Genomic DNA, 24,262 nt, shown 5'->3' with positions numbered 1-24,262 from the left:
GAAGCGCATAAAAAAAGCTTTGCGGGACTGCAACAACGGTCCCGCAAAGCCTTATTTCCGTCCAGCCAGGAAAACTGGACGGGGGGTCCACCTATGCCATCAAGCCCGGTTTCTGCCCTCGTCCCGGACCGTCTAGCAGTATCCAACATGCGCGACGGAGCTCACTTTTCAGCAATCTCTTTATTCGCTAGGACAACTTCTAATGCAAAAGCAAGCTGAAAGCATCACCCAATTGGGTTAAGGTTTCCGCCAGACCCGTACTTTTTTGGGGTTTTCTCGAAAAGCTATTATTTTCAAGCGGTTTCGCGCAGGCGTTCGGCCGTCTGAAGGTCGACGGATAAAAGCTGAGAGACACCCTGCTCTGCCATCGTCACACCAAATAGGCGATTCATGCGGGCCATGGTGATCGGATTGTGAGTGATGATCACGAATCGCGTTTCCGTCGAAGCGGCCATCTCGTCCATCAGGTTGCAGTAACGCTCGACATTGTGATCGTCGAGCGGGGCGTCTACTTCGTCCAGCACACAGATCGGCGCCGGGTTGGTGAGAAATACCGCAAAGATCAGCGCCATGGCGGTCAGCGCCTGCTCGCCGCCGGAAAGCAGCGTCATGGTCTGCGGCTTCTTGCCGGGCGGGCGCGCGAGGATTTCGAGGCCGGCTTCGAGGGGATCGTCGGATTCGATCAGCTGCAGCTCGGCGGTGCCGCCGCCGAAGAGGTGGGTGAAGAGGCGCTGGAACTGGCCGTTGACCACGTCGAAAGCGGCGATCAGGCGCTCGCGACCTTCGCGGTTCAGGCTCTGGATCGCGCCGCGCAGCTTGCGGATGGCGTCGATGACGTCGTCGCGCTCCTTGATCAGCGCTTCGAGCTTCTCGCTGAGCTCCTTCTGCTCTTCCTCGGCGCGCAGGTTGACGGCGCCGAGACGCTCACGCTCCATCTTCAGGCGCTCGAGATCACGCTCGACTTCGCGCGGATCGGGGATTGCCTGCATCGGCTGAAGGCCGGTGAGGCGGAAGGCTTCGTGCGGGGCGACGTTCAGCGCCTCGCGGATGCGGCCTTCGCTTTCCTGCCGCTTTTCACGGGCGGAGACGAGACGCTCTTCGGCGCGGCCGCGGCGCTCGCGGCTTTCGGCGAGTTCCGACAGCGCGGTGGCGGCCTTGTGATCGGCATCGCGCTGGACGAGCTCGGCTGCGGCAAGCAGATCGGCGGCGTTGCGGCGGGCTTCGTCGGCTTTCTGCAGCTCGCTCAGCAGCGCCCGGCGCTTGTCGTCGAATTCATCCGGCGCCATTTCCAGCTCGGCGGCTTCGTCGCGGGCTTCTTCCTCGCGGTCGCGGAGCGTTGCGATATGGTCTTCGGCGCTGGCGGCGCGCTGCCGCCAGGTTTCGCGCTCCTGGCCGATCGCCACGATGCGGCGCTGGCGGGCGTCGTTTTCGCGGTTCAGGCTTTCGTGGCGGGCGCGGGCTTCGGCAGCAAGGCCACGATCGGTCGCGACTTCGACCTGCTGCAGGCGCAGCCGCTCGTCGATCGCCGTCAGATCGGGCGCGTCTTCCAGCTCGATGCGGGCATTCTCTTCCTGGATCGAGAGGTCTTCCTGCTGCGACTGCAGCTGGCTGACGGCCTCGGCAACGACATCGCGGCGGCGCACGAGATCGCCGGAGGCGCGCTCGGCGGCGGCAAGCGCATCACGCGCTTCGGCGAGATGACGGGCCGACAGGCGGCTCATGTCGCGGGCGTCGTTGAGACGGCGTTCCTCGCCGCGGATACCTTCAGCGGCAGCGGCAAGCCGCTCCTCGGCCTCGGCGAGAACATCGCGGGCGAGCGAGACTTCGTTTTCCAGTTCCGCAAGGCGGTTCTTCTGGGCAAGGCGGAGGGCAGCGGCGCTCGGCGCATCGGCGCCGGTGACGTGGCCATCCCAGCGATAGACGGCGCCTTCCTTGGTGACCAGGCGCTGGCCGGGCTTCAGATCGCGCACGAGGCGGCGGGCATCGGCTTCGACAACGAGGCCGATCTGCTTCAGGCGGCGCGTCAGGGCAGCGGGCGCGCGGACATGGTTCAGGAGCGGCGTTGTGCCGGCGGGCAATGCGGGGTCAGCGGCGCCATCGCCGTTTTCGGACCAGTGGGCCGGCGCCTTCGGATCGAGCGGCGATTCCAGATCGTCGCCGAGTGCTGCACCGAGCGCCGTCTCGAAGCCACGATCGACGCGCAGCTCTTCGGCAACCGGCGGGAACTCGCCTGCGGCGGCACCGGCAGCCAGCATGCGCTGGATGGTGCGGGCTTCGGTTTCCAGGCCATTGAGCTTGGCGCGGGCTTCGTCGACCGGGGCACGCGAAAGCGCCTCGGTGCGGCGGGCTTCGGCGAGCGCCTGTTCGACCGCTTGGATCGCAGCTTCGGCCTCGGCAACGGCGATCTCGCCCGCCTCGACCATCGCGCGCTTCTCCTCGGGATCGGGAAGCGCCGAGACCTTTTCCCCGATGGCGGAGAGTTCGCGGTTCGCCTCGTCCATCTGCCGCTCGAGGCGCATCTTGCGATCGGCGAGATCGCGGATGGCGCGTTCCAGCTGATTGCGGCCGGCGGCGGCTTCGGCGCGCTCGGCGGTCAGCGAGGTGAAGATGCGCTCGCTGTCCGAGAGCTTGGCGGCGGCTTCCTCGAAGGCTTCGCGGAGCTCATCGGCGTGGCGGCCGGAATCGGCCAGGATCTCGGTGATATCGGCCTCTTCGGCATCGAGACGCGCGAGGATTTCGGCATTGTCGGAGACAAGACGCTCTTCGCGGCGGATGTCCTCGGCAAGCTGCGTCAGGCGGCGGGTCAGCTCGTCGCGGCGGCGCAGGATGCGGTTGGCATCTTCTTCCAGCTGCGTCTTGGCGATCTGCAGGCGCTGCAGGGCGGCGGCAGCGCGCGCCTCGGCATCACGCAGTTCCGGTAGCTTGAGGCTGGCGATGCCCTGAGACTTCGCCGCTTCCATCTGGATCTGCGCCTTTTCGGCGACGACGACGGTGGCCTGGTTCAGTGCGCTGTCGGCCTCGGCTTCGGCTTCCTTGGCCTGCACCCAGCGGATATGCAGCAGCATCGCCTCGCGGGCGCGGATATCGGCCGACAGCGTCTTGAAGCGGTTTGCCTGACGGGCCTGACGCTTCAGGCTCTCGATCTGGCTTTCGAGCTGCGAGGTGACATCGTCAAGGCGCTCGAGATTGCTCTCGGCGGCGCGCAGGCGAAGCTCGGCTTCGTGGCGGCGGGAATGGAGACCGGAAATGCCGGCCGCTTCTTCCAGCAGCTGGCGGCGGGCCTGCGGCTTCGCCGAAATCAGCTCACCGATACGCCCCTGGCCGACCATCGACGGCGAGCGGGCGCCGGTCGAGGCATCGGCAAACAGCAGCTGCACATCCTTGGCGCGGCTTTCCTTGCCGTTGATGCGGTAGATCGAGCCCTGCTCGCGCTCGATGCGGCGGGTGACCTGGATTTCGTCGCTGTCGTTAAAGGCTGCAGGCGCGGTGCGCTCGCCGTTATCGAGATAGAGCGCGACTTCGGCGGTGTTGCGCGCCGGGCGGTTGCCGGAGCCCGAGAAGATGACGTCATCCATGCCGGATGCGCGCATGTTCTTGTAGGAATTCTCGCCCATCACCCAGCGGAGCGCCTCGACGAGATTGGACTTGCCGCAGCCGTTCGGCCCGACGACGCCCGTGAGGCCGCGCTCGATGATGAATTCAGTCGGTTCTACGAAGGATTTGAAGCCGACAAGGCGGAGCTTGTTGAACTTCATGCGGTCGTCTCCAATCGACGGACCGTGTTAGGAGGCAGTAGGGACACCTTGAAGCTTGCGCTCCGTGGCCCCCTCATCCGCCCTTCGGGCACCTTCTCCCCGTGGGGGAGAAGGGAAGGCGCAGAGTAAAAGACGGGCGCGCGGCTTTCGCCGCCGCCCGTCAGATCAAAACGGTACGGTTCAGAGCAGGCTGTCGATAAGTGCCGACATGGAGTCAACCGTCATGTCCCCAGCGTAACGCTTGCCGTTGATCAGGAAAGTCGGCGTGGCGTTGACGCCGAACTCCTTGGAGCCCCTTTCCCGGGTCGCGTTCACTTCATCCAGAAGCTTCTGGTTCGTCAAGCACTTCGTAAAGCTATCCTCACTAAATCCAGCGAGTTTGGACATCTGCAGAAGTGCGGCGCGGCGATCGTCGGCAGCAGCCCAGGTTTCCTGCTGCTTGAAGAGCATCGAAACCATCGGGAAATACTGTTCCGGCGTGCTGAGCTTCGTCGGGTCGGAGGCGTTGCAGCGCGCCAGCATGAAGGCGGCGGCAGCGGCCGGATCGAAGGGGAACTCGCGGATGATGAAACGGACCTTGCCCGTTTCGACATACTTCTTCTTGATCTCGTCGAAGGTGGTGTTGTGGAAGTGGGCGCAATGCGGGCAGGTCATCGACATGTATTCGACGATCTTGACCTTGGCGTCCTCAGGACCGAGCGCCATTTCCGGCAGCTCGCCGGGCTTCAGCACCGCTTCCATATCGACATCGCCTTCCGGCTGCGGCATTTCAACCGCTGCATGGGCCGCGGTGGAGAGCGCGAGCGTCGCGGTCGCTGCGGCGACACCGCTCATGAGCTGGCGCTTCGTCAGTTGCATTTCAGAAAGCTGCATGGGTTCCCCATAAACAAAAAGTGGCGGCTGCATGTGCGATATAACGGCCAATGGCCGCGAACAAGGCACGCTTCGCCAACTTTCTTCAAAGAATTGTGACCTTGCGAAGGCTATCAGGGAAATTCTTCCGGCGGCAACCGTCCGGCGCCAGATTTCCTTGATATCATCGATCCTCGAAATGATATCGTCTACCGTAAACGGAGGCGCCGATGCCGACCATTGTCCTACGCAACCTGCCTGCGGAAACACACCGGGCGCTCAAGCTTCGAGCAAAGCTGAACGGCAGAAGCATCGAGGCCGAAATCAGCTCGATCCTTGAGGACGCGGTCAGACCCGCGGGCAGGCTGAAAATCGGATCGGAGCTTGCAGCATTTAAGGACGAGCTCGGTGGCAGCGAGATCGAATTTCGCCGTGACCTCACTCCCATCAATCCAGCCTCTTTCGAATGATCATTCCCGAAAAGCTGAGGGCGTGTTTCTGCCAGCGTAAAACATTCGCAAAATCTGGATGTTCGCTCGATGAAGCCGGTAGGCGATGGTGACGCGTTTCTCGTAGACGAGGATTCGCACGCCAGGCGAAAAGTCGTCGCGCGGCGAGCCTCGTTCCGGAAATTCTGAGAGGCTGGCGCAAAGCGAGCGGATACCTCTGACCATGGCGATGGCTGCTGTGGGATTTTCGGAGGCGATGTGGTGATAGATATCAAGCAGATCCTTCTCTGCCCGCGGGCGGAAAACGACCTTTGCCGTCACGAGCGCCCAGCCTTTTCCGCCTGCGCATGAAGCTGCTCGATACGGTCGAAGACGGTATCGGCGTCGATATCGGGAGCCGGATCATCGATCGCTTCTTCGATCTTGCGCCTGATAATTTCGTTCAGGGCGGCGTCTTCGCGGTCCAGTGCGCGCAGAGCGGCGCGCATGACTTCGCTGGCCGAGCTATACTCGCCGGAGTCCAGACGAGCATCCAGACTCTTCTGCTGGCTTCCCAATGTCACGGTGATTGGCTTGCTTGTTCGCATCGGCGTGCCTCGCTCTCTATTACACTGTAATACAGAGGCCGGTTATTTCAAGCTACCGCCGCTTCCCCAGCACCGCCGTACCCAGCCGCTTCACCGCCTCGCGCAGCTTGTCGCCCTCGATGCCTTCCATCATGCCTTCGAGCTTGCGGGCCGCTTCGCCTTTCAGGGGCGGCGGGGTGCGGGAGCGTTTGCTGGCCTGGGAGACCGGCTTCTGGACGATGCGGATCTGGTGGACGGCGGAGAAGCCGAAGAAGCTGTTGATGCGCTGGATGAGTTCGCCCTGCGCGTGGGTGAGGAAAAGGGCGCGCGCGCCTTCGCAGGCGATCGTGAGAACGCCGGGCTTGTAGGTGCCGTCTTCGCCGCCGCGGGCCCAGGCGATCTTTTCGGGGCGGGTGCAATCGGCAAAGTCCTCGCCAGCGATTTCGTCCCATGAACCGAGCAGCGCGGTATTGATACCGGCGCGCTTGGCGAGCACCGGATCGATCAGCCCGTTTGCCAGCTCGGAGATCTGCTTTTCACCTTTGCGTGGATAACTCATCGAAACCTTCTGATGCCGCCGCCAACTGGCGTTGCTGCCTTGATCGGGCGGCAATGCTTCGCCAATTATAGGCCACTCCCCGCACTCCGGTAAATGATGACTTCCACGACACTCATCGCGCCAAGCGCAAAAGCCCTGCTCGACTGGTACGACCGGCACCACCGCGACCTACCCTGGCGCGTCTCGCCGCCGATGGCGGCGCGCGGCATCAAGGCCGATCCCTATCGCGTCTGGCTCTCCGAAGTGATGCTGCAGCAGACGACCGTGCAGGCGGTAAAACCCTACTTCGCCAATTTCCTGGCGCGCTGGCCGACGGTGAAGGATCTGGCGGCGGCGCCGAGCGAGGACGTGATGGCGGCCTGGGCGGGGCTCGGCTACTACGCCCGTGCCCGCAATCTGAAGAAATGCGCCGAGGCTGTCGCGGCCGGTCATGCCGGCATCTTTCCCGATACCGAGGAAGGGCTGAAATCGCTGCCTGGTATCGGCGACTATACGGCGGCGGCCGTCGCCGCCATCGCCTTCAACCGGCAAGCGGCGGTGATGGATGGCAATGTCGAGCGGGTGGTCTCACGCCTCTATGCTATCGCCACCCCCGTTCCCGCCGGCAAGCCGCTGATGAAGCATAAGGTAGCTCTGCTGACGCCGGCAGACCGGCCGGGCGATTTCGCGCAGGCGATGATGGATCTCGGGGCGACGATCTGTACGCCGAAGCGACCGGCCTGTTCGCTCTGTCCGTTCAGGGATGCGTGCGAGGCGCTGCGCGTCCATGATCCCGAGAAATTTCCGGTCAAGGCGGCGAAGAAGGACAAGCCGGTGCGCGTTGGCGCCGCGTTCATCGCCGTCACCGCCGATGGCGAAATCCTGTTGAAGAAGCGCGTCGAGAGCGGGTTGCTCGGCGGCATGACCGAGGTGCCGACGACAGGATGGACGGCGCGGATCGACGGGGCGACCGGGACGGATGCCGCACCTTTCGCCGCCGACTGGCAGGCGTCGGGAACGGTCACCCATGTCTTCACGCATTTCGAGCTGAGGCTGTCGATCTATCGCGTCGCCATTGCCGATCCCATTGAAATCAATGACGGATGGTGGGAGCCGGTTACAAATCTTGAAGCCCAGGCGCTGCCGACCATCATGAAAAAAGCGATCGCAGCGGCTATTCCTCTCGCGTTCAAATCAGCCAAGGAACGATAGATGCCCATCAATCATATTGTCTTCGATATCGGCAAAGTGCTCATCCACTATGATCCCAGCCTGCCCTACCAGCGGCTGATCCCCGATGCCGGAGAACGCAAGTGGTTTTTCGACAATGTCTGCACCCATGACTGGAACATCGAGCAGGACCGCGGCCGCACCTGGGAAGAGGCCGAAGCGCTGCTGATCGAGGCGCATCCTGAGCGCGAAGAGCAGATCCGCCATTTCCGCAAATACTGGCACGAGATGGTGCCGCATGCCTATGACGATAGCGTCGCCGTGATGGAAGAGCTGATCGCGGGCGGGCATGACGTGACGATGCTGACCAACTTCGCCTCCGACACCTTTCGCGAAGCGCAGGTGCGCTATCCGTTCCTGACGAAGACGCGGGGCGTCACCGTCTCGGGCGATGTGAAGCTGATCAAGCCGGATGTGGCGATCTACGAGATGCATGCCGACAGCTTCGGCCTCGATCCGGCAACCACCGTGTTCATCGACGATACCGTCGCCAATGTCGACGGCGCCAAACAGGCTGGATGGCAGGCGGTGCATTTCACCGGCGCCGACAAGCTGCGCGCCGATCTGACCGCGCTCGGCGTGAGGGTCTGATCATGGCGTTCGATCCTGTCGAAGAAATCAAGCTCTTCCACGGCGCCATCAACGCGCTGGATTTCGAAACCATCGAGAATTACTTCGCGGAGGATGCGACCTACGTCTCCAACGGTGTCGGCAGTCTTGCCGGGCGCGACGAGATCATGGCGGCCTTCCGCAAGTATTTCGACGATTACCCGGACCAGACGGCAATCGATACGCTGGTCGAAAAAGTGTCGCCCCGCGCTGGGCGCGCAGTCTGGTCCGTCCGGGCCACGCATAGCGGCACCGGCAAGCCGCTGATCCGCGAGGGCGAGGAGACGATCACCTTCGACGAGGACGGCCATGTGACCCACGTGCAGGTCACCGACTACCAGGCCTTCTAACCGGCAGGGCGGCACCGCTGCCGCCCTTTCTGCAACAATCCCTGCAAATGTTGCAACCAACTCAAAGACTTCAGGAACATTCTCGGTTTCCCGCTGTTTTGATCCCAGCCGCATCGATTGCGGCATGCATCAATCAGCAGCCCGGCATGGCCGGCAGGAGGACTAGGATGGGTAGAGGTATATTGCTTTGGTTTCTCGGGGTTCCGATTCCGCTGATCCTGATCATCCTTCTGTTCTGGCACTAGGGGGATCACGATGTCGCAACCCCTATCGAGCGTCGTCACCGGCGCTCCGCAGGAATCGTCGTCCTCGGCCGTCAGCTGGGGACCGATCCTCGCCGGCACGCTGGCCGCCACGGCGATCACCCTGATCTTCATGCTGATCGGCTCCGGACTGGGGCTGACGATGATTTCCCCGTTTGCGGGCGATAGCAGTTCGCTGGCGACCATCGGTGCGACGGCAGCCGTCTGGCTGATCGTCGTGCAATGGGCATCGTCGGCGCTTGGCGGCTACATTACCGGCCGCCTGAGATCCAAATGGGTGGGCGTTCACACCTATGAGGTGTTTTTCCGCGATACGGCGCATGGCTTCCTTGCCTGGGCACTGGCAACGCTCATCGTCGTCGGTCTGCTCGGCTCCGCGATATCGTCTCTTGCCAGTGCCGGAGCCAGCGCGACGGCGACCGCAGTCGGCGCCACGGCCGCGGCAGGTGGTGCCGGAGCAGCGGCGGCAGCCTCTAACTCGGACAGCGCCGGTGGCTTCTCGACGTCGTATTTCACGGATGCCCTGCTGCGCCCGGCCGATGGCCGCAGCGCGCCGCAGAACCAGAGCAACGAAGCCGTCAGCGCCGAGATCTCCCGCGTGCTGATCAATGGTGCGGCACAAGGCGAGATTTCCGCCGACGACCGCGCCTATCTCGACCAGGTGGTCGCTACGCGGACCGGGCTTTCGGAAGCCGATGCGAAAACCCGTGTCGATGGCGTTCTGAAGCGCATCGACGACGCCAAGGCAGCGGCGCAGAAGGCAGCCGATACGGCGCGCAAGACGGCGTCGGGCGCTGCCCTCATCGGCGCGATGTCGCTGCTCGTCGGCGCCTTCATCGCCAGCGTCTCGGCCGCAATCGGCGGCCGCCAGCGGGACGACGACGAGGAGCGTCAGGCGCTGCTGCAGCGGTAAGCCGAAAAAGAAGACGCCCGGGGTGTTGATCCCCGGGCGCCATGGGCCTTCTTCCGTAACTGGAGGTACAAAAACCGGAAGAAGGTAGTCTCGACCGGTAAAGGCTTACGCTATTCCGCCTTTGCCAGATCACTGCGGATGACGGACCGGAGATCGTCGATCGGGCGCAGGGTCTGCCCGTCTTCGTAATGCCAGAAGGTCCATCCGTTGCATGCATCAAGACCCTGGACCTTAGCGCCAAGGCGATGAATGGAGCCGGCGTCACCGCCGGAAGCCACGGTGCCGTCGGCGCGGACGATCGCGCTGTAGCGGCGGCGGGCGTCATGCAGCACTTGGCCGGGCTTGATCAGGCCGCTTTCGACGAGAACGTTGAAGGCAACGCGCACTTCCTGCTTCTTGCCGGTCATGACCGTCAGCTCCGCCTTGCCGAGCGGCTCGACGGCGGCGATGCGGGCGGATGCCGCATCGATATAATCCTGCTCGCGCTCGATGCCGACGAAGTGGCGACCGAGGCGCTTGGCAACGGCACCCGTGGTGCCCGAGCCGAAGAACGGATCGAGGATCACGTCGCCCGGCTTCGAGGAGGCCATGATGACGCGGGCGAGCAGCGCTTCCGGCTTCTGGGTCGGGTGGACTTTCTTGCCGTCGTCGCCCTTCAGGCGTTCGCCGCCGCTGCAGATCGGGAACAGCCAGTCGGAGCGCATCTGCACGTCGTCATTGGCAGCCTTCATCGCATCGTAGTTGAAGGTATAGCCCTTGGCCTTGGCATCCGGGCTCGCCCAGATCATCGTTTCATGGGCGTTCTGGAAACGGCGGCCCTTGAAGTTCGGCATCGGGTTGGTCTTGCGCCAGACGATGTCATTGAGGATCCAGAAATTGAGATCCTGCAGCGTGGCGCCGACGCGGAAGATGTTGTGATAGGAGCCGATGACCCAGATCGTGCCCGTCGGCTTCAGGACGCGGCGGCAGGCGAGCAGCCAGGCGCGCGTGAAGGCATCATAGGCTTCGAAGGAGGCGAACTGATCCCACTCGTCGTCGACGGCATCGACCAGCGACTGGTCGGGACGGTGCAGCGTGCCGCCCAGCTGGAGGTTATACGGCGGGTCGGCGAAAATCACATCGACGGAATTGGTCGGCAGGGCCTCGAGGGCAGCGACACAATCACCCTTGATGATCGTGTCGATCCAGGAATCCGGTTTTGCGGAGGCCTTCAGATCGGCAAGCGGAAAGACAGACGCCATTATGATACTCGCTCATACACTTACGCTTTTTACTGATCGTTATGGTTACCCAGTTTGGTTACCAAAGCCTGAAGCGGTGAACGATTTCGGGAAATTATTCAAAAGATACACGCAGGAAATGAAGAAGGCGGGCACCCGGCCCGCCTCCCCTCAATTCGTCAGTCTGAGGCCGCTCGTGGCACTCGCCGCCTTGCTGAACAAGGCCGACATCGAGGCGGCCATGTCATCCGTCGGCTTCACCTCGAAGAACAATCCCTCGGTGGCGCAGGCTTTCAGATTGGGGCCGATATTCTTGGCGAAGACGGGGTTGATCGCCTGGTTCCAGATCGGATCAGTAGGGATCGGCAGGTAGGTGGTGTAGAGCACCGCCACCTTGATGCCGCGGTCTTTCAGGGCCGAACAGAGCTTGGGATCGATTGGCTGCAGGCAGCGGTCGGGATTGGACCACCAGGAGCCGCCGGTGCAGCTGTCCTTGCGGCTGTCGCCCATGCCGTCGGTGACGAAGAAGACGACTTCCTGGCGGTCGCCGGTGCTGGCGCCGGTGCCGCCATCGGTCTTGATCTCCTTGCCGATGCTGGTCAGCGCCGTATCGAAGCTCGTCAGTGCATCCTCGTTGAACTGGTGGTGCTGCGTCGTCATCAGGCTGATCTGGCCGATGGCGTTGCGCATCGTCGAGAGGTCGCCGGTCAGGCTGGCGATACGCGAGATGCTGTAATAGGGCGCGGTTTCGGAGGCGGCCGCACCGAAGGTGTAGGCGGCGAAGCGGTACTGGTTCGGCTGCGTTTCCTCGGCGGCATCGTCCATCAGACCCTTGACGGCATCGGTGACCACGTCGATGCGCAGCGTGATGTCGTTGGCGCGGGCGATGATGTAATCGCTGTCGGTGTTTTCGACGCCGCTGCCCCAGACCATGTGGCAGGCGAAGGCACAGTTGCGGCCGGCGGCATCCGGGGAATTGGCCGTCGCCTTCACCAGTGCGTCGATATCGGCCTGTGTCGCGCCGATACCCATCGAGGGCGTGTTGTCGAGCAGCAGGTAGAAATCCGTGTAGCTGGCGCTCGACATGCCGCCGCTCGTCGCCGTGGCCGTGCCTGCGACGGTCATCGTGTCGACGCCCAGAACCTTCATGAAGGTGGTCGGCGCATCGACGCTGAAATTGACGGTCGAGGTGACGACGCCGCTTGCTTTCGCGACCTTGATCGTGATGTTGAGCGGCAGGTCGGAGAGCGACTGGCTGAGGCCGCTGGAGCGCTGCGCCATGAACATGTCCCTGGCGTCCGCCTCGGCCACGGTGATCTCGCCATCGCCGGTCATGGCCTGGACGGCCTTGTAACCGGCGGTATCGGGAGCGATCGCGCCGAGGGCGGCGGCATCCGCGGCCTCCATCAGCTCGGTGTGCATTTCGCTTTCGTTGCTATAGTCGACGGCGATGCCTGCGGCGCCCAGGAGCGGCACCATGAGAATTGCTGTCATCACGCCGAAATTGCCGCGCCGGTCCTTGAGAAAGGGACGAAAAACACGCATTGAGAATATGCCTCGGATCTAAAATATAAATCCGTTATGCGGGAAATTCGATAATATACCGTAAGCATGGAAGCGCTTTCACGGCTTCGTGACAGTAAAATAATACTCTATATACTTTAGATGATAGTGATATCCAAGTTCTATTCTACCAGTAATGGAATGCCGACAGAATTGCCGGCACGCCCTCGTTGATATCGGCTTCAGGCGCCCGCTGCGTCGTGAACCCTGCGGCTGTCCTCGGGCGCCTCGTCCCGCTCGAACATGCCGTAGTCGCGCACGATATGGCCGATGCGCAGGCGGTAATCGGCGAAGACACCGTTGCGGCCGGCGGCCTGGGCGTTGCGGTGGGCCTCGCGGTTGCGCCAGTTCTTGACGGCCTCCTCATCGCGCCAGAAGGACAGCGACAGGATCTTGCCGCGCATGGTCAGGCTCTCGAAGCGCTCGATGGAGATGAAGCCATCCATGCTCTCGAGTTCGCCGCGCAGCTCCCCGGCGAGATCGAGATACTTGTGGCGCTCGCCCATGAAGGGCACGACTTCGAAGATGACGGCGATCATGGCAGCACCAGCTCGGCATGGGGAGCGGAGACATTCTTCAGGAAGATGCGGTCTTCCTTCAGGATGAAGCGCTCGCGTTTGGCAAATTCGTAGTTCTCACGGCCGAGAGGATCGGCGGCGAGCCTGGCACGATAGGCCTCGTAGGCGGCCAGGCTCTCGATATTGTAGACGCCGTAAGCCGTCGTCAGCGAGCCCTCATGCGGGGCGAAATAGCCGATCAAGTCGGCGCCGTTCCTCGGGATGGCCTGGCCCCAGTTGCGGGCATATTCGGCGAAGGCCTCCTTCTTGAACGGGTCGATCTCGTAGCGGATGAAGCAGGTGAGCATCTCTTTCTCCTGTTGTTGTGAGAAGAGTTTTGCATGTTGCCGCACCGACATGCTTCGGTTACGATCGAAGTATGAAAGAAGGACCAGACATCGCACAGATCGGCTCGCTCATCGGCGATCCCGCCCGCGCCAACATGCTGACGGCGCTGATGGGCGGCAAGGCGCTGACGGCGACGGAGCTTGCCGCGGCCGGCGGCATCACGCTGCAGACGGCGAGTACGCATCTTGCCAAGCTCGAAGCCGGCGGCCTGCTGGCGCAGCGCAAGCAGGGGCGGCATCGCTATTTCGCGCTGGCCGACGACGCGGTCGGCAAACTGCTAGAAAGCATCATGGGCTTTGCGGCCGGGCGCGGGCATCTGCGCCATCAACCGGGACCAAAGGAGCCGGCGCTGCGCAAGGCGCGCATCTGCTACGATCATCTGGCGGGCGACTACGGCGTGCGGATGCTGGACAGCCTGATCGCCTCAGGCGCGATCGATGCCATCGGCGACGGCTTGGTGGTGACCGAGAAGGGCGAAGACCGGTTCAAGTGCATCGGCATCGACCTGCACGGCCTGAAATCGTCGCGGCGGCCGCTCTGCCGCTCCTGCCTCGACTGGAGCGAGCGGCGCGCGCATCTGGCTGGCAGCCTCGGCAAGGCGCTGCTTTCGAGTTTCTTCGACAAGGGCTGGGCGCGGCGAACGGCGGAAAGCCGCTCGGTGATCTTCTCCCCGGAAGGCGAGCGGCAGTTCCTGCAGCTGTTTCCGGCGGACTAAACACAGCCGCCCACAGCGCGCATCGCAGCCATGCCGCCCTGCCCGTTGAGATTTTCCGTTCCATCGTGTAAACGGCGGCGTCCCCAAACAAGGCTGGAAGAATATGCAAGGCTTCGACCTTATTATCTTCGACTGCGACGGCGTTCTGGTCGATTCCGAAATCATTGCGGCGCAAGTCGAGTCCGGGCTTCTGACTGAAGCCGGTTATCCGATCAGCCCCGAGGAAATGGCCGAGCGTTTTGCCGGCATGACCTGGAAGAACATCCTGCTGCAGGTCGAGAAGGAGGCGAGCATTCCGCTTTCCGCCTCGCTGCTCGACAAGTCCGAGAAGCTGCTCGACCTGAAGCTCGAAAGCGAAGTGCAGGCGATCGCCGGTGTCGAGGCTGCGGTTTCGAAGCTGCCGCTGAAGCGCTGCATCTGCTCCAATTCCAGCTCCCACCGTCTCGACATGATGCTCGGCAAAGTCGGCCTCAAGCCGCTGTTTGCGCCGCATATCTTCTCGGCCAAGGATCTTGGACCGGATCGCGTCAAGCCGAAGCCGGATATCTTCCTGCATGGCGCGGAGAAGCTCGGCGTTTCGCCGTCGCGCACCGTCGTCGTCGAGGATTCGATCCATGGCGTTCATGCGGCGCGCAGTGCGGGCATGCGGGTCATCGGCTTTACCGGCGCTTCGCACAGCTATCCCTCGCATGCCGACCATCTGACCGATGCCGGCGCCGAAACGGTGATTTCGAGGATGAGCGATCTGCCGGGCGTCGTTGCAGCACTTTCCGAATGGGAAGGCGTGCTCTGATCAGACGAGGAGGTTGACTGCCCCGGGCAGCACCTCGAAACGCGCCGGGATATGGCCCGGCGCCTCGCCATCGCTGTCGATGGATGCCGGCTCCCCGGCCGGCCAGACCTCGACGAGCCGGGCCCGGCGGGTGCTGACCAGCGGGCTTTTCACATGACGGCCGCTATAGATGCTGTTCATCAGCGTCAGCACCTTGAGCCGCGCTGCCCCCTTGATGATCACCACATCGAAGACGCCATCGGCGACATCAGCCTCCGGCGCCACCTTCATGCCGCCACCGAACCAGGCGCCGTTGGCGATTGCGACAGCGGTGACCGGGCCGTCATAGACATCCTCGCCATCAAGGCGCAGGCGGATGCTGAGCGGCTTGTAGCGCAGGATCTCCCGGAGGCTGTGATAGAAGAACACCATCCGCCCCGGCAGCTTGCGGCCGCGGCGCGCCTCGTTGACGGCGCGAACGATCTCGCCGGAGACGCCGAAGCTCGCGATATTGATGAAGTGCCGGGTGCAGGTCAGGCCATCTTCGGTCTCGCAGGTGAGCAAACCGGCATCGACGGACCGGACCGGCGCGGTGACAAGATGCTCGGCGATCCTGGCGGGTTCACGCGGAATCTTGAAATTGCGGGCGAAATCGCAGCCGGTGCCTGTCGGGATGAAGGAGAACACAGCGCCCGGACGATGCGAGCGCAGGATACCACCCGCCACCTCTCCGACCGTACCATCGCCGCCGACGGCGAGCACCAGGTCGCAACCATCTTCGGCGAGCTCGCGTCCATGCCTTTCGGCATCGCCGAAACCCTTGGTCTCACGCAGGCTGATATCGGCCGAGCGTGCCTCGAGCGCACGCCGCAACGCGGACCAGAACAGCCGCCTGCCCCGCCTTCCGGACGCCGGATTGAGAACGATACCGATTTTCACGATCTAATCTCTCCCGCCATGACAGAAGCATGACGGGAGGGCCGAAACAAGCGGCGCGTTACGAGCTCTTGGCTTTCTTCGTCTTCGGGGCGTTGCCCTGATCGAAGCCGATATTGACGCGCACCAGCCCGCCCGAGCCGACCGGCAGCTTGAAGCCGTCGTGGCGGAAGAGAACCTGCGTCGAGGTCTGGCCGGGCGGGATCTGCGCGGTGAAGGGCACGGTTTCGCTGTTGATCGCACCCTGGCTATCGACGGCGCTGATGCGGATCGGCAGCGACACAGTGCCGGAACCGCCGGCCGGACCGGCGAGCACGCGAATCTGCGCGACGATGGTCATCGTCAGGTTCTGGTCGTTCAGCGTGCACTGGCGCGTGTAATCGGCGAAGGAGGCCTGATAGACGATCTGGTCAGTCGGCTGCGTATCCTGCTGGCCGGCGGCGCTGTTGACGACAGGCTTCTTGCCGCCCTTGGCATAGGTGCGGAAGATCGCGTCCTGATCGCGCATGTAGATCTGTGGGCAGGCGCCCTGAACGACGCGCTGGACATTGCCGGAAGCGTTGGTGGCGGTGCCGATCGACGGGTCGTTGGAAGACGGATTCTGCGGCGCCATCGGCATGATCTGGGCATTGCCGCTCGGCTGCGCCGGGGTCTCTGCCGGCTTGCTGTCGCCGCCCATTCCAAGGGAATTGCAGCTTGCGAGAAGAGCGGCCAACGATGCGGAAACGATGAGACGCGAGACTTTGCCGAACACGATTATTCCACCCTCTTACAAAGTTTTTTGGCAGGCCCGAAGTCGCGTTTGCAAGGCCTTTCGTCACAGTTTGCGATGGTCTATATCAGCGGCGCAAAGAAAAATCGATTGGGTAAGCACTGTTTTGATGCACATTTCAGCCCGCATCATTCCGGGGGCTTGCTTTCCTTCTCCGGATTTCCTCCGGCCATAACGTCAAGGATGAAGAACGTGGACTATATCTCGACCCGCGGCGAAGCCCCTTCCCTCGGCTTTTGCGATGCGCTTCTGACGGGTCTTGCCCGCGACGGCGGTCTCTATGTTCCGCGTGAATGGCCGCACTTCTCCAAGAAGGACATCCGGGCGCTGCGCGGCAAGAGCTATCAGGAGATCGCGTTCACGATTCTCTCGCCCTTCACCAATGGCGAAATCCCGGCAGACACGTTCCGCGCCATGATCGACGAGGCCTACGGCACCTTCCGTCACCCGGCGATCGCGCCGCTGGTGCAGACCGGCCCGAACAGCTTCGTGATGGAGCTTTTCCACGGCACGACGCTCGCCTTCAAGGACGTGGCGATGCAGCTGCTCGCACGCCTTATGGACTATGCGCTGGAGAAGCGCGGCGAGCGCGCCACCATCGTCGGCGCCACCTCGGGCGATACCGGCGGCGCTGCGATCGACGCTTTCGCGGGCCGCGAGCGCACCGACATCTTCATCCTCTTCCCGCATGGCAAGGTCTCGCCGGTGCAGCAGCGCCAGATGACGACCTCGACCTCGCCGAATGTTCACGCGCTCGCCGTCAACGGCAATTTCGACGACTGCCAGAACCTCGTGAAGGCGATGTTCAACGACGGCGCCTTCCGCGACAGGGTGAAGCTGTCCGGCGTCAACTCGATCAACTGGGCGCGCATCATGGCCCAGATCGTCTATTACTTCACGACCGCGGTTGCGCTCGGCGGTCCGGACCGAAAGATCTCGTTCACCGTACCGACGGGGAATTTCGGGGATATCTTCGCCGGTTACGCCGCCAAGAAGATGGGTCTGCCGATCGGCAAGCTGGTCATCGCCACCAACGAAAACGACATCCTGGCGCGGACGATGAAGACCGGCCGCTACGACATGAAGGAGGTCAAGGCGACCACCTCTCCGTCGATGGATATCCAGATTTCGTCGAACTTCGAACGCCTGCTGTTCGAAGCCTATGACCGCGACGCCTCGAAGGTGCGCCATGCAATGGACAGCCTGAAGCAATCGAACGGTTTCGAGATCTCCTCGAAGGCGCTTGCCGCCATCAAGAAGGACTTCCGTGCCGGCCGCGCCAGCGAGAAGCAGGTTGCCCAGACGATCAAGGAAACGCTTGCAAAAACCGGCTATCTGCTTGATCCGCATTCGGCGATTGGCGTCTTCGTTGCGGCCAAGCACGAGAAGCCGAACACGCCGATGGTGACGCTGGCGACAGCCCACCCGGCTAAGTTCCCGGCGGCCGTAAAATCCGCCTCCGGTATTGACCCGGCGCTCCCGACGTGGCTTGCTGATCTGATGCTTAAGGAGGAGCGCTTCCAAGTCATCGATCCGGAACTTAAGGCCGTTGAAAGCTTTATCGGCAAGCATGCCCGGACGTAATTCGGCAGGCGCAGAAAGATAGCCAATGACAGTTGAGTGCACCCGGCTCAAATCCGGGCTGACAGTAGTGACCCAGACCATGCCGCACCTTGAAAGTGCCGCGCTCGGGGTCTGGATCAAATCAGGTTCGCGCAACGAGACGGAAGACGAGCATGGCATCGCCCACCTGCTCGAACACATGGCTTTCAAGGGAACCGCACGCCGCTCGGCGCGCGATATCGCCGAAGAAATCGAGGATGTCGGCGGCGAAGTGAACGCCGCGACATCGACCGAAACCACCTCCTATTACGCCCGTGTCCTCAAGGATCACGTACCGCTCGCCATCGATATCCTCGCCGACATCCTGACGGAATCGGCTTTCGAGGAAGATGAGCTGGAGCGCGAAAAGCAGGTCATCCTGCAGGAAATCAACGCCGCCAACGACACGCCCGACGACGTGGTCTTCGACAAGTTCTCGGAGACCGCCTATCGCGACCAGACGCTCGGCCGGCCGATCCTCGGCACGCCGGAGACCGTCGTCTCCTTCTCGCCGCAGCAGATCCGCACCTATCTCAGCCGCAACTACACGACGGACCGGATGTTCGTCGTCGCGGCCGGTGCCGTAAAGCACGACGAGTTCGTGAAGATGGTGGAGCAGCGCTTCGCCAGCCTGCCGACCTCGCCGAGCGCCCCGCCCGTCATGGAGCCGGCCCGCTATATCGGCGGCAACGTGCGCGAGACGCGCGACCTGATGGACGCGCAGATCCTGCTCGGCTTCGAGGGCAAGGCCTATCACGCCCGCGACTTCTACTGTTCGCAGATCCTCGCCAATATCCTTGGCGGCGGCATGTCCTCCCGCCTGTTCCAGGAAGTGCGCGAAATCCGCGGCCTCTGCTACTCGCTCTATGCCTTCCACTGGGGCTTTTCCGACACCGGCATCTTCGGCATCCATGCCGCGACCGGCGGCGAGAACCTGCCGGAGCTGGTGCCCGTCATCATCGACGAGCTGCACAAGTCGGCCTCCTCGATCGAGCAGAAGGAAATCGAGCGCGCCCGCGCCCAGATCCGCGCCCAGCTTCTCATGGGCCAGGAAAGCCCGGCCGCCCGCGCCGGTCAGATCGCCCGCCAGATGATGCTTTACGGCCGCCCGATCTCCAACCAGGAGATGATGGAACGGCTGGAAGGCATCACCGTCGAGCGCCTCACCGACCTCGCCGGCCGGCTGTTCTTCGATACCGTTCCGACGCTTTCGGCGATCGGCCCGCTGGAGCAGCTTGCCCCGATGGAAGACATCGCCGCATCGCTTTCCGCCACGGTGCCGCAGTCCAAGCAAGCAAGCCGCTAGACCGCTTTCAGCCCGCCGGGAGTGATCGATGCCCAAATCGGTTTTTCGGTTCCTGTCGCGGCAGCCGGAAGCAGTCGAGCTGGAAAACAGCCGCTATGCGCTGCGGCTGCCCCGCTATCAGGACTTCAACCAGTGGCACAGGCTGCGCTCGGACAGCCGCCGGTTCTTGGAACCCTGGGAGCCGACCTGGCGGCGTGACGAACTGACGGAGGGCGCCTTCCGCGCCCGCGTCATCCGCGGCAAGCAGGAATATGCTTCCGGACAGGCGATCCCACTCTTCCTGTTTTCCAAGCCCGAGATGGAACTGCTCGGCGGCATTACCATCGGCTATATCCGCCGCGGGGCGGCGCAGAGCTGCATGATCGGCTACTGGATGGGCGAGAAGCACGCCGGCCAGGGCCATATGTTCGCCGCACTTCAGTTGGTTATACCCTATATCTTCGCAGGGCTTGAGTTGCACCGTATCGAAGCAGCCTGTATTCCAGACAACGCACGGAGCATTCGCCTGCTTGAAAAAGCCGGGTTTCAGCGGGAAGGCTATCTGCGCGGATACTTGAAAATAAACGGTCAGTGGCATGACCATGTGATGTTTTCACTGCTGGCCACCGACGCGGATACAGGCAGGAAAACCGACAGCCGATGACCACGAACCGCATGCTGCACCTATCACCGTCCGGCCGATTGATCGCGGTGATCGCAGCCCTCTTCCTGTCGGTGCTTGCGCTGGCTGCAGGCACCGCGCATGCGGCTGAACCGGTCAAGATTTCGCGTGACGACACGGCGCTCGACCTGACCAAGACTACCGAAATCTATGCCAACCAGGGCGAGGCCTTCCAGGTTTCCACCGCGGCCGGTGCCGACGGTATCCGGCGCCGTATTGAGGTACGTGCCAGCTCGGACAACCACCAGGGCGACTGGGCGGTATTCGCGCTGGCCAACGTTTCGGAAGAGCAGCTGGAGCGCGTCATCGTCGCCCCGCATTTCCGCCTCGTCAATTCCAAGCTTTTCTGGCCGGATCTCGGCTCGCAGCGCATCATGGCAATCACGCCGAGCGAGGGCTTTGCGCTCGACCGGCAGCCGAGCGACGAGGCCGACGTCTTCCGCATCACGCTGAACCCGGGCGCCGTCATCACCTTCGTCGCCGAGCTCACCAGCCCCGATCTGCCGCAAATCTATCTCTGGGAACCCGACGCCTACAAGGACACGATCAACGCCTTCACGCTCTATCGCGGCATCGTGCTCGGCATTGCCGGTCTGCTGGCGGTGTTCCTGACGATCCTGTTCGTCGTCAAGGGAACCTCGATGCTGCCGGCGACGGCCGCACTCGCCTGGGCGGTGCTCGGCTATATCTGCGTCGACTTCGGCTTCCTCGGCAAGCTGATCAGCATCGCTTCGGCGGACCAGCGAATATGGCGCGCCTGCGCGGAAGTGGCGCTGGCCTCGAGTTTCGTGATCTTCCTGTTTACCTATCTGAACCTCAACCGCTGGCACACGCATCTCGGCTATGCGACGCTCGCCTGGGTGCTTGGTCTCGCCCTGCTCTTCGGCGTGGCGATCTACGACCCGTCGATCGCCGCCGGTATCGCCCGCCTGTCCTTCGCGCTGACGGCGACGATGGGTCTGGTGCTGATCGTCTATCTCGGCCTGAACCGCTATGACCGCGCCATCCTGCTGGTGCCCGCCTGGGCGCTGATCCTCGTCTGGATCTTCGGGGCGTGGCTGACCATCACCGGCCGGCTCGACAACGACATCATCCAGCCGGCGCTCGGCGGCGGCCTCGTCCTCATCGTGCTGCTGATCGGCTTCACCGTCATGCAGCATGCCTTTGCGGGCGGCGCATTCCAGCAGGGACTGTTCTCCGATCTGGAGCGGCAATCGCTGGCACTCACCGGCTCCGGCGACATGGTCTGGGACTGGGACGTGGCGCGCGACCGTGTCGTCACCATCCCCGATGTGTCCGTCAAGCTCGGGCTTTCGCCGGGAACCATGCATGGCGCGGCGCGCAACTGGCTGCCGCGGCTGCATCCTGACGATCGCGACCGCTTCCGCGCCACGCTCGACGTTCTGCTCGAGCATCGCCGTGGACGTCTGAACCACGAATTCCGCATCCGCGCCGAGGACGGCCATTTCCATTGGCTGCTGATCCGCGCCCGGCCGGTGCTTGGCTCAAACGGCGAGATCATCCGCTGCGTCGGGACGATCGTCGATGTCACCGAACAGAAGAATTCCGTCGAGCGGCTGCTCCATGATGCGCTGCACGATAACCTGACCGGCCTGCCGAACCGCCAGCTCTTCCTCGACCGCCTGCAATCCGTTCTGGCGCTGGCGCCTTCCGGCGAGACACTGCGGCCGACGGTGATGGTGATCGATATCGACCGCTACAAGCTGGTCAACGATGCACTCGGCGTTGCTGCCGGCGACAACATCCTGATCGCGCTGACGCGCCGCCTTCGCCGCCTCTTGAAGCAGCAGGATACGCTGGCCCGCCTTGCCGGCGACCAGTTCGGCCTGATCCTGGTCTCTGAACGCGACCCGGCGAAGATTGCCGATTTTGCCGATGCGATCAGCAAGGCGATCATGGTGCCGATCAACTTCTCGAACCGCGAGATCATCCTGACCGCCTCGATCGGCCTCGCCTCCTGGGTGGATCAGCAGGAAAACGCATCGGGCATGCTGAGCGATGCCGAGCTTGCGATGTACCGCGCCAAGCGCGCCGGCGGCAATCGCGTCGAGCCGTTCCGCCCCGCCTTCCGCGATTTCGGCGCCGACCGTCTGCAGCTGGAATCCGACCTGCGCCGCGCCATCGAGCGCAAGGAACTGTCGATGGTCTATCAGCCGATCGCCGGGCTGGAGAATGTCGAGATCGCCGGTTTCGAGGCACTGATGCGCTGGGAGCATCCGAAGCGCGGCAATATCCCGCCATCGGAATTCATCCCGATCGCCGAGGCTTCCGACATCATCGGCCCGCTCGGTCTCTTCGCGCTCGAGCAGGCGACCAACGACCTGATGGGCTGGCAGAACCAGACCGGTGAATTGCCGATCTTCGTTTCGATCAATCTCTCCAGCGTGCAGCTGCTCAACAACGAGCTCTATGACGACGTGCGCTCGGTGCTCGCCAAGACGCATTGCGAACCCTCGCGCCTGAAGCTGGAGCTGACGGAATCGATGGTGATGGAGAACCCGGAACAGGCGCGCCTCGTGCTGCAGAAGCTCAAGGAAGCCGGTCTCGGCCTGGCGCTCGACGACTTCGGCACCGGCTATTCGTCCCTCTCCTATCTCACCCGCTTCCCGTTCGACACGATCAAGCTCGACAAGGCGCTGGTGCGCGACGACAGCGACAAGAAGGCGACCATCCTGCGCTCGGTCATCAACATGGCCCGCGAACTCGACATGAAGGTGGTGGCCGAGGGGATCGAATCCAACGAGGATGCGATCGAGCTGGCGAAGATGGGCTGCAGCTACGGCCAGAGCTACCTCTTCGGCCCGCCGATGCCGTCGGAATCGGTTCTGCGGCTGCTGAAGGAACGCTTTCCGCTGACGAAGCGGGCTTGAGCCGAGAATATCTTTTCGCGGGAATTTTCCCGCGAAACACTCCCTTCTGATTGCAAATTGCGACAGAACGATGTGACAAAGGCGTCACGTTTGAGGCGCTTTGCCACTTTTTTATACATGTGCGTTTAGCATATAATTGACGAAGCCGGCTCCCAGCGAGCTTAGTGTTTCCGTTGCCAATCGGCGCGTTCCCTCTCCGGCGTCCCCCTCGCGGCACCGCACGCCTCGCGCCACATGCGAGCCAACCGCAAGGTGGGCTCTGAAACGGAGACAAGCATGAACATCAAGAGCCTTCTTCTCGGCTCCGCCGCTGCATTCGCAGCAGTATCCGGCGCCCAGGCTGCTGACGCCATCGTCGCTGCCGAGCCGGAACCCGTGGAATATGTCCGCGTCTGCGACGCGTACGGAACAGGCTACTTCTACATACCGGGCACCGAAACCTGCCTGAAGATCGGCGGCTATCTGCGCTTCGAAGTCGGCTACGGCTTCGGAGAAGGCTATGAAGACAATGGCGTCGGCGGCAGCGGCGATCAGGACTGGGAAAGCCATACCCGCGCCCATGTGAGCTTCGACGCCAAGAGCGATACCGAATACGGCCCGCTGACCAGCCGCATCGTTCTCGAATCCAACTACTATGGCGGCGGGGGCCCCGCCACGCGTACCACCGAGTTTGTCGGCTGGTCGAATGCCGCCGCCTATGGCACGGACAATACGATCATCGACGAAGCCTATCTGGAGCTTGCCGGTATCCGCGCCGGCCGCTTCGCAAGCTGGTGGGACAACGACTTCTCCGGTGAATCCGATCTGATGACCGGCAACGACACCAAATGGAATGCGATCCGCTACGAATATGACAGCGACAGCTTCAATGCCGGCCTGTCGCTGGATGAACTGCCTGCAGACTTCGACGGAGCCGAAAGCGGTCTCGGCATCGACGCGATGATCGGCGGCAAGGCAGGCGTCTTTACCTGGCAGGTCTATGGCGGCTACGACGCCGCCATGCAGGACGGTTCCGTGACGGCGCGCATGGGCGCGGAAATCGGTCCGGGCGTCTTCGAACTTGCCGGCATCTATTCGAGCGGCCCCAATACCTACTACCAGGCCAGCGAATGGTCGGTGATCGCGCAATATGCGCTGAAGATCAACGACAAGTTCACCATAACGCCGGAAGCGCAATATAGCGGCCGGATCCGCGAAGCCGACGACGAATATCACGGCGGCAGCATGTGGCGCGGCGGCGTGACGCTCGACTACAAGATCGTTGACGACCTCACCCTGCATACGGCGGCAACCTACGTGGCCGAGAACCACGACTTCCCGGGCACCGACGACTCGCATTACGTCGAAGGCTTCGTGCGCCTCGAACGCGACTTCTGAGAGCGCTTGCTTCACAG

At 62.8% G+C, this 24,262-nt stretch carries 23 protein-coding genes; 12 read left to right on the top strand and 11 right to left on the bottom strand.

The window, feature by feature from the left end:
* Positions 1 to 293: 293 nt before the first annotated feature.
* Positions 294 to 3,755: a chromosome segregation protein SMC gene (gene smc, locus ACQZ5H_RS00440; RefSeq protein WP_449096398.1), complete on the bottom strand. Its 3,462-nt coding sequence runs from the start codon at positions 3,753 to 3,755 to the stop codon at positions 294 to 296.
* A 180-nt stretch (positions 3,756 to 3,935) separates the two neighbouring features.
* Positions 3,936 to 4,628, bottom strand: a complete 693-nt coding sequence (locus ACQZ5H_RS00435) for a DsbA family protein (protein ID WP_199626362.1) — start codon at positions 4,626 to 4,628, stop codon at positions 3,936 to 3,938.
* 209 nt (positions 4,629 to 4,837) lie between these two features.
* On the opposite strand from ACQZ5H_RS00435, the gene ACQZ5H_RS00430 reads away from it, so the two are divergent.
* Positions 4,838 to 5,077: a FitA-like ribbon-helix-helix domain-containing protein gene (locus tag ACQZ5H_RS00430; protein ID WP_449096397.1), complete on the top strand. Its 240-nt coding sequence runs from the start codon at positions 4,838 to 4,840 to the stop codon at positions 5,075 to 5,077.
* On the opposite strand, the gene ACQZ5H_RS00425 is transcribed toward ACQZ5H_RS00430, so the two are convergent.
* Genes ACQZ5H_RS00425 through ACQZ5H_RS00415 form a run of 3 tightly spaced genes read right to left on the bottom strand, consistent with a single transcriptional unit; the run spans position 5,078 to position 6,181 of the window.
* Positions 5,078 to 5,377 (bottom strand): type II toxin-antitoxin system RelE/ParE family toxin, encoded by a 300-nt coding sequence (locus ACQZ5H_RS00425; protein ID WP_449096396.1) that lies wholly within the window; start codon positions 5,375 to 5,377, stop codon positions 5,078 to 5,080.
* Complete coding sequence (locus ACQZ5H_RS00420) at positions 5,374 to 5,643, bottom strand: type II toxin-antitoxin system ParD family antitoxin (RefSeq protein WP_449096395.1); 270 nt, start codon at positions 5,641 to 5,643, stop codon at positions 5,374 to 5,376. Before ACQZ5H_RS00420 ends, ACQZ5H_RS00425 begins: the two co-directional genes overlap by 4 nt.
* Positions 5,644 to 5,695: 52 nt before the next feature.
* Entirely contained in the window at positions 5,696 to 6,181 is a 486-nt protein-coding gene (locus tag ACQZ5H_RS00415) for a DUF721 domain-containing protein (RefSeq protein ID WP_449096394.1), read from the bottom strand.
* Between the two features lie 96 nt (positions 6,182 to 6,277).
* On the opposite strand from ACQZ5H_RS00415, the gene mutY reads away from it, so the two are divergent.
* From mutY to ACQZ5H_RS00395, 4 genes are all read left to right on the top strand, one after another.
* On the top strand, positions 6,278 to 7,372 hold the full coding sequence (gene mutY, locus ACQZ5H_RS00410) for an A/G-specific adenine glycosylase (protein WP_449097002.1): 1,095 nt from the start codon (positions 6,278 to 6,280) through the stop codon (positions 7,370 to 7,372).
* Positions 7,373 to 7,981: an HAD family hydrolase gene (locus ACQZ5H_RS00405; protein WP_199626359.1), complete on the top strand. Its 609-nt coding sequence runs from the start codon at positions 7,373 to 7,375 to the stop codon at positions 7,979 to 7,981.
* A gap of 2 nt (positions 7,982 to 7,983) precedes the next feature.
* Positions 7,984 to 8,349, top strand: coding sequence for a nuclear transport factor 2 family protein (locus ACQZ5H_RS00400; protein ID WP_112712799.1), 366 nt, complete (start codon positions 7,984 to 7,986; stop codon positions 8,347 to 8,349).
* Positions 8,350 to 8,604: 255 nt separating this feature from the next.
* Positions 8,605 to 9,525 carry a hypothetical protein gene (locus ACQZ5H_RS00395; protein ID WP_449096393.1) on the top strand — a complete coding sequence of 307 codons (921 nt, stop codon included), beginning with the start codon at positions 8,605 to 8,607 and terminating at the stop codon, positions 9,523 to 9,525.
* Between the two features lie 110 nt (positions 9,526 to 9,635).
* On the opposite strand, the gene ACQZ5H_RS00390 is transcribed toward ACQZ5H_RS00395, so the two are convergent.
* The 4 genes from ACQZ5H_RS00390 to ACQZ5H_RS00375 form a co-directional block, all read right to left on the bottom strand.
* Positions 9,636 to 10,766 (bottom strand): DNA methyltransferase, encoded by a 1,131-nt coding sequence (locus tag ACQZ5H_RS00390; protein ID WP_449096392.1) that lies wholly within the window; start codon positions 10,764 to 10,766, stop codon positions 9,636 to 9,638.
* A 150-nt stretch (positions 10,767 to 10,916) separates the two neighbouring features.
* Positions 10,917 to 12,290, bottom strand: a complete 1,374-nt coding sequence (locus tag ACQZ5H_RS00385) for a pilus assembly protein TadG-related protein (protein WP_130278891.1) — start codon at positions 12,288 to 12,290, stop codon at positions 10,917 to 10,919.
* A 200-nt stretch (positions 12,291 to 12,490) separates the two neighbouring features.
* Positions 12,491 to 12,847 (bottom strand): antibiotic biosynthesis monooxygenase family protein, encoded by a 357-nt coding sequence (locus ACQZ5H_RS00380; protein ID WP_413711121.1) that lies wholly within the window; start codon positions 12,845 to 12,847, stop codon positions 12,491 to 12,493.
* Entirely contained in the window at positions 12,844 to 13,173 is a 330-nt protein-coding gene (locus tag ACQZ5H_RS00375; RefSeq protein WP_112712809.1) for an NIPSNAP family protein, read from the bottom strand. The genes ACQZ5H_RS00380 and ACQZ5H_RS00375 overlap by 4 nt, the downstream gene beginning before the upstream one ends.
* 71 nt (positions 13,174 to 13,244) lie before the next feature.
* On the opposite strand from ACQZ5H_RS00375, the gene ACQZ5H_RS00370 reads away from it, so the two are divergent.
* Entirely contained in the window at positions 13,245 to 13,928 is a 684-nt protein-coding gene (locus ACQZ5H_RS00370) for an ArsR/SmtB family transcription factor (RefSeq protein WP_449096391.1), read from the top strand.
* A 103-nt stretch (positions 13,929 to 14,031) separates the two neighbouring features.
* Positions 14,032 to 14,721: an HAD family hydrolase gene (locus tag ACQZ5H_RS00365; RefSeq protein WP_112712813.1), complete on the top strand. Its 690-nt coding sequence runs from the start codon at positions 14,032 to 14,034 to the stop codon at positions 14,719 to 14,721.
* Here ACQZ5H_RS00365 and ACQZ5H_RS00360 read toward each other — a convergent pair whose 3' ends face one another.
* Together ACQZ5H_RS00360 and ACQZ5H_RS00355 are read right to left on the bottom strand one after the other, a co-directional pair.
* Positions 14,722 to 15,639, bottom strand: a complete 918-nt coding sequence (locus tag ACQZ5H_RS00360; RefSeq protein ID WP_449096390.1) for a diacylglycerol/lipid kinase family protein — start codon at positions 15,637 to 15,639, stop codon at positions 14,722 to 14,724.
* A 58-nt stretch (positions 15,640 to 15,697) separates the two neighbouring features.
* Complete coding sequence (locus ACQZ5H_RS00355; RefSeq protein WP_449097001.1) at positions 15,698 to 16,393, bottom strand: hypothetical protein; 696 nt, start codon at positions 16,391 to 16,393, stop codon at positions 15,698 to 15,700.
* Positions 16,394 to 16,600: 207 nt separating this feature from the next.
* On the opposite strand from ACQZ5H_RS00355, the gene thrC reads away from it, so the two are divergent.
* The 5 genes from thrC to ACQZ5H_RS00330 all read left to right on the top strand — a co-directional run bounded on the left by thrC (position 16,601) and on the right by ACQZ5H_RS00330 (position 24,245).
* Positions 16,601 to 17,992 carry a threonine synthase gene (gene thrC, locus ACQZ5H_RS00350; RefSeq protein WP_449096389.1) on the top strand — a complete coding sequence of 464 codons (1,392 nt, stop codon included), beginning with the start codon at positions 16,601 to 16,603 and terminating at the stop codon, positions 17,990 to 17,992.
* 25 nt (positions 17,993 to 18,017) lie between these two features.
* Positions 18,018 to 19,316 (top strand): M16 family metallopeptidase, encoded by a 1,299-nt coding sequence (locus tag ACQZ5H_RS00345; protein ID WP_449096388.1) that lies wholly within the window; start codon positions 18,018 to 18,020, stop codon positions 19,314 to 19,316.
* Positions 19,317 to 19,344: 28 nt separating this feature from the next.
* Positions 19,345 to 19,959 (top strand): GNAT family N-acetyltransferase, encoded by a 615-nt coding sequence (locus tag ACQZ5H_RS00340; RefSeq protein ID WP_449096387.1) that lies wholly within the window; start codon positions 19,345 to 19,347, stop codon positions 19,957 to 19,959.
* A complete protein-coding gene (locus ACQZ5H_RS00335; protein WP_203429448.1) occupies positions 19,956 to 22,868 on the top strand; it encodes a sensor domain-containing phosphodiesterase in 2,913 nt (970 codons plus the stop codon). Before ACQZ5H_RS00340 ends, ACQZ5H_RS00335 begins: the two co-directional genes overlap by 4 nt.
* 276 nt (positions 22,869 to 23,144) lie before the next feature.
* Positions 23,145 to 24,245, top strand: a complete 1,101-nt coding sequence (locus ACQZ5H_RS00330; protein ID WP_449096386.1) for a porin — start codon at positions 23,145 to 23,147, stop codon at positions 24,243 to 24,245.
* The last annotated feature ends 17 nt before the right edge of the window (positions 24,246 to 24,262 follow it).

Source organism: Rhizobium sp. 21-4511-3d, assembly GCF_053522545.1.
The sequence above is the reverse complement of the archived record's forward strand: the minus strand, read 5'-3'. Positions and strand labels throughout refer to the sequence as shown.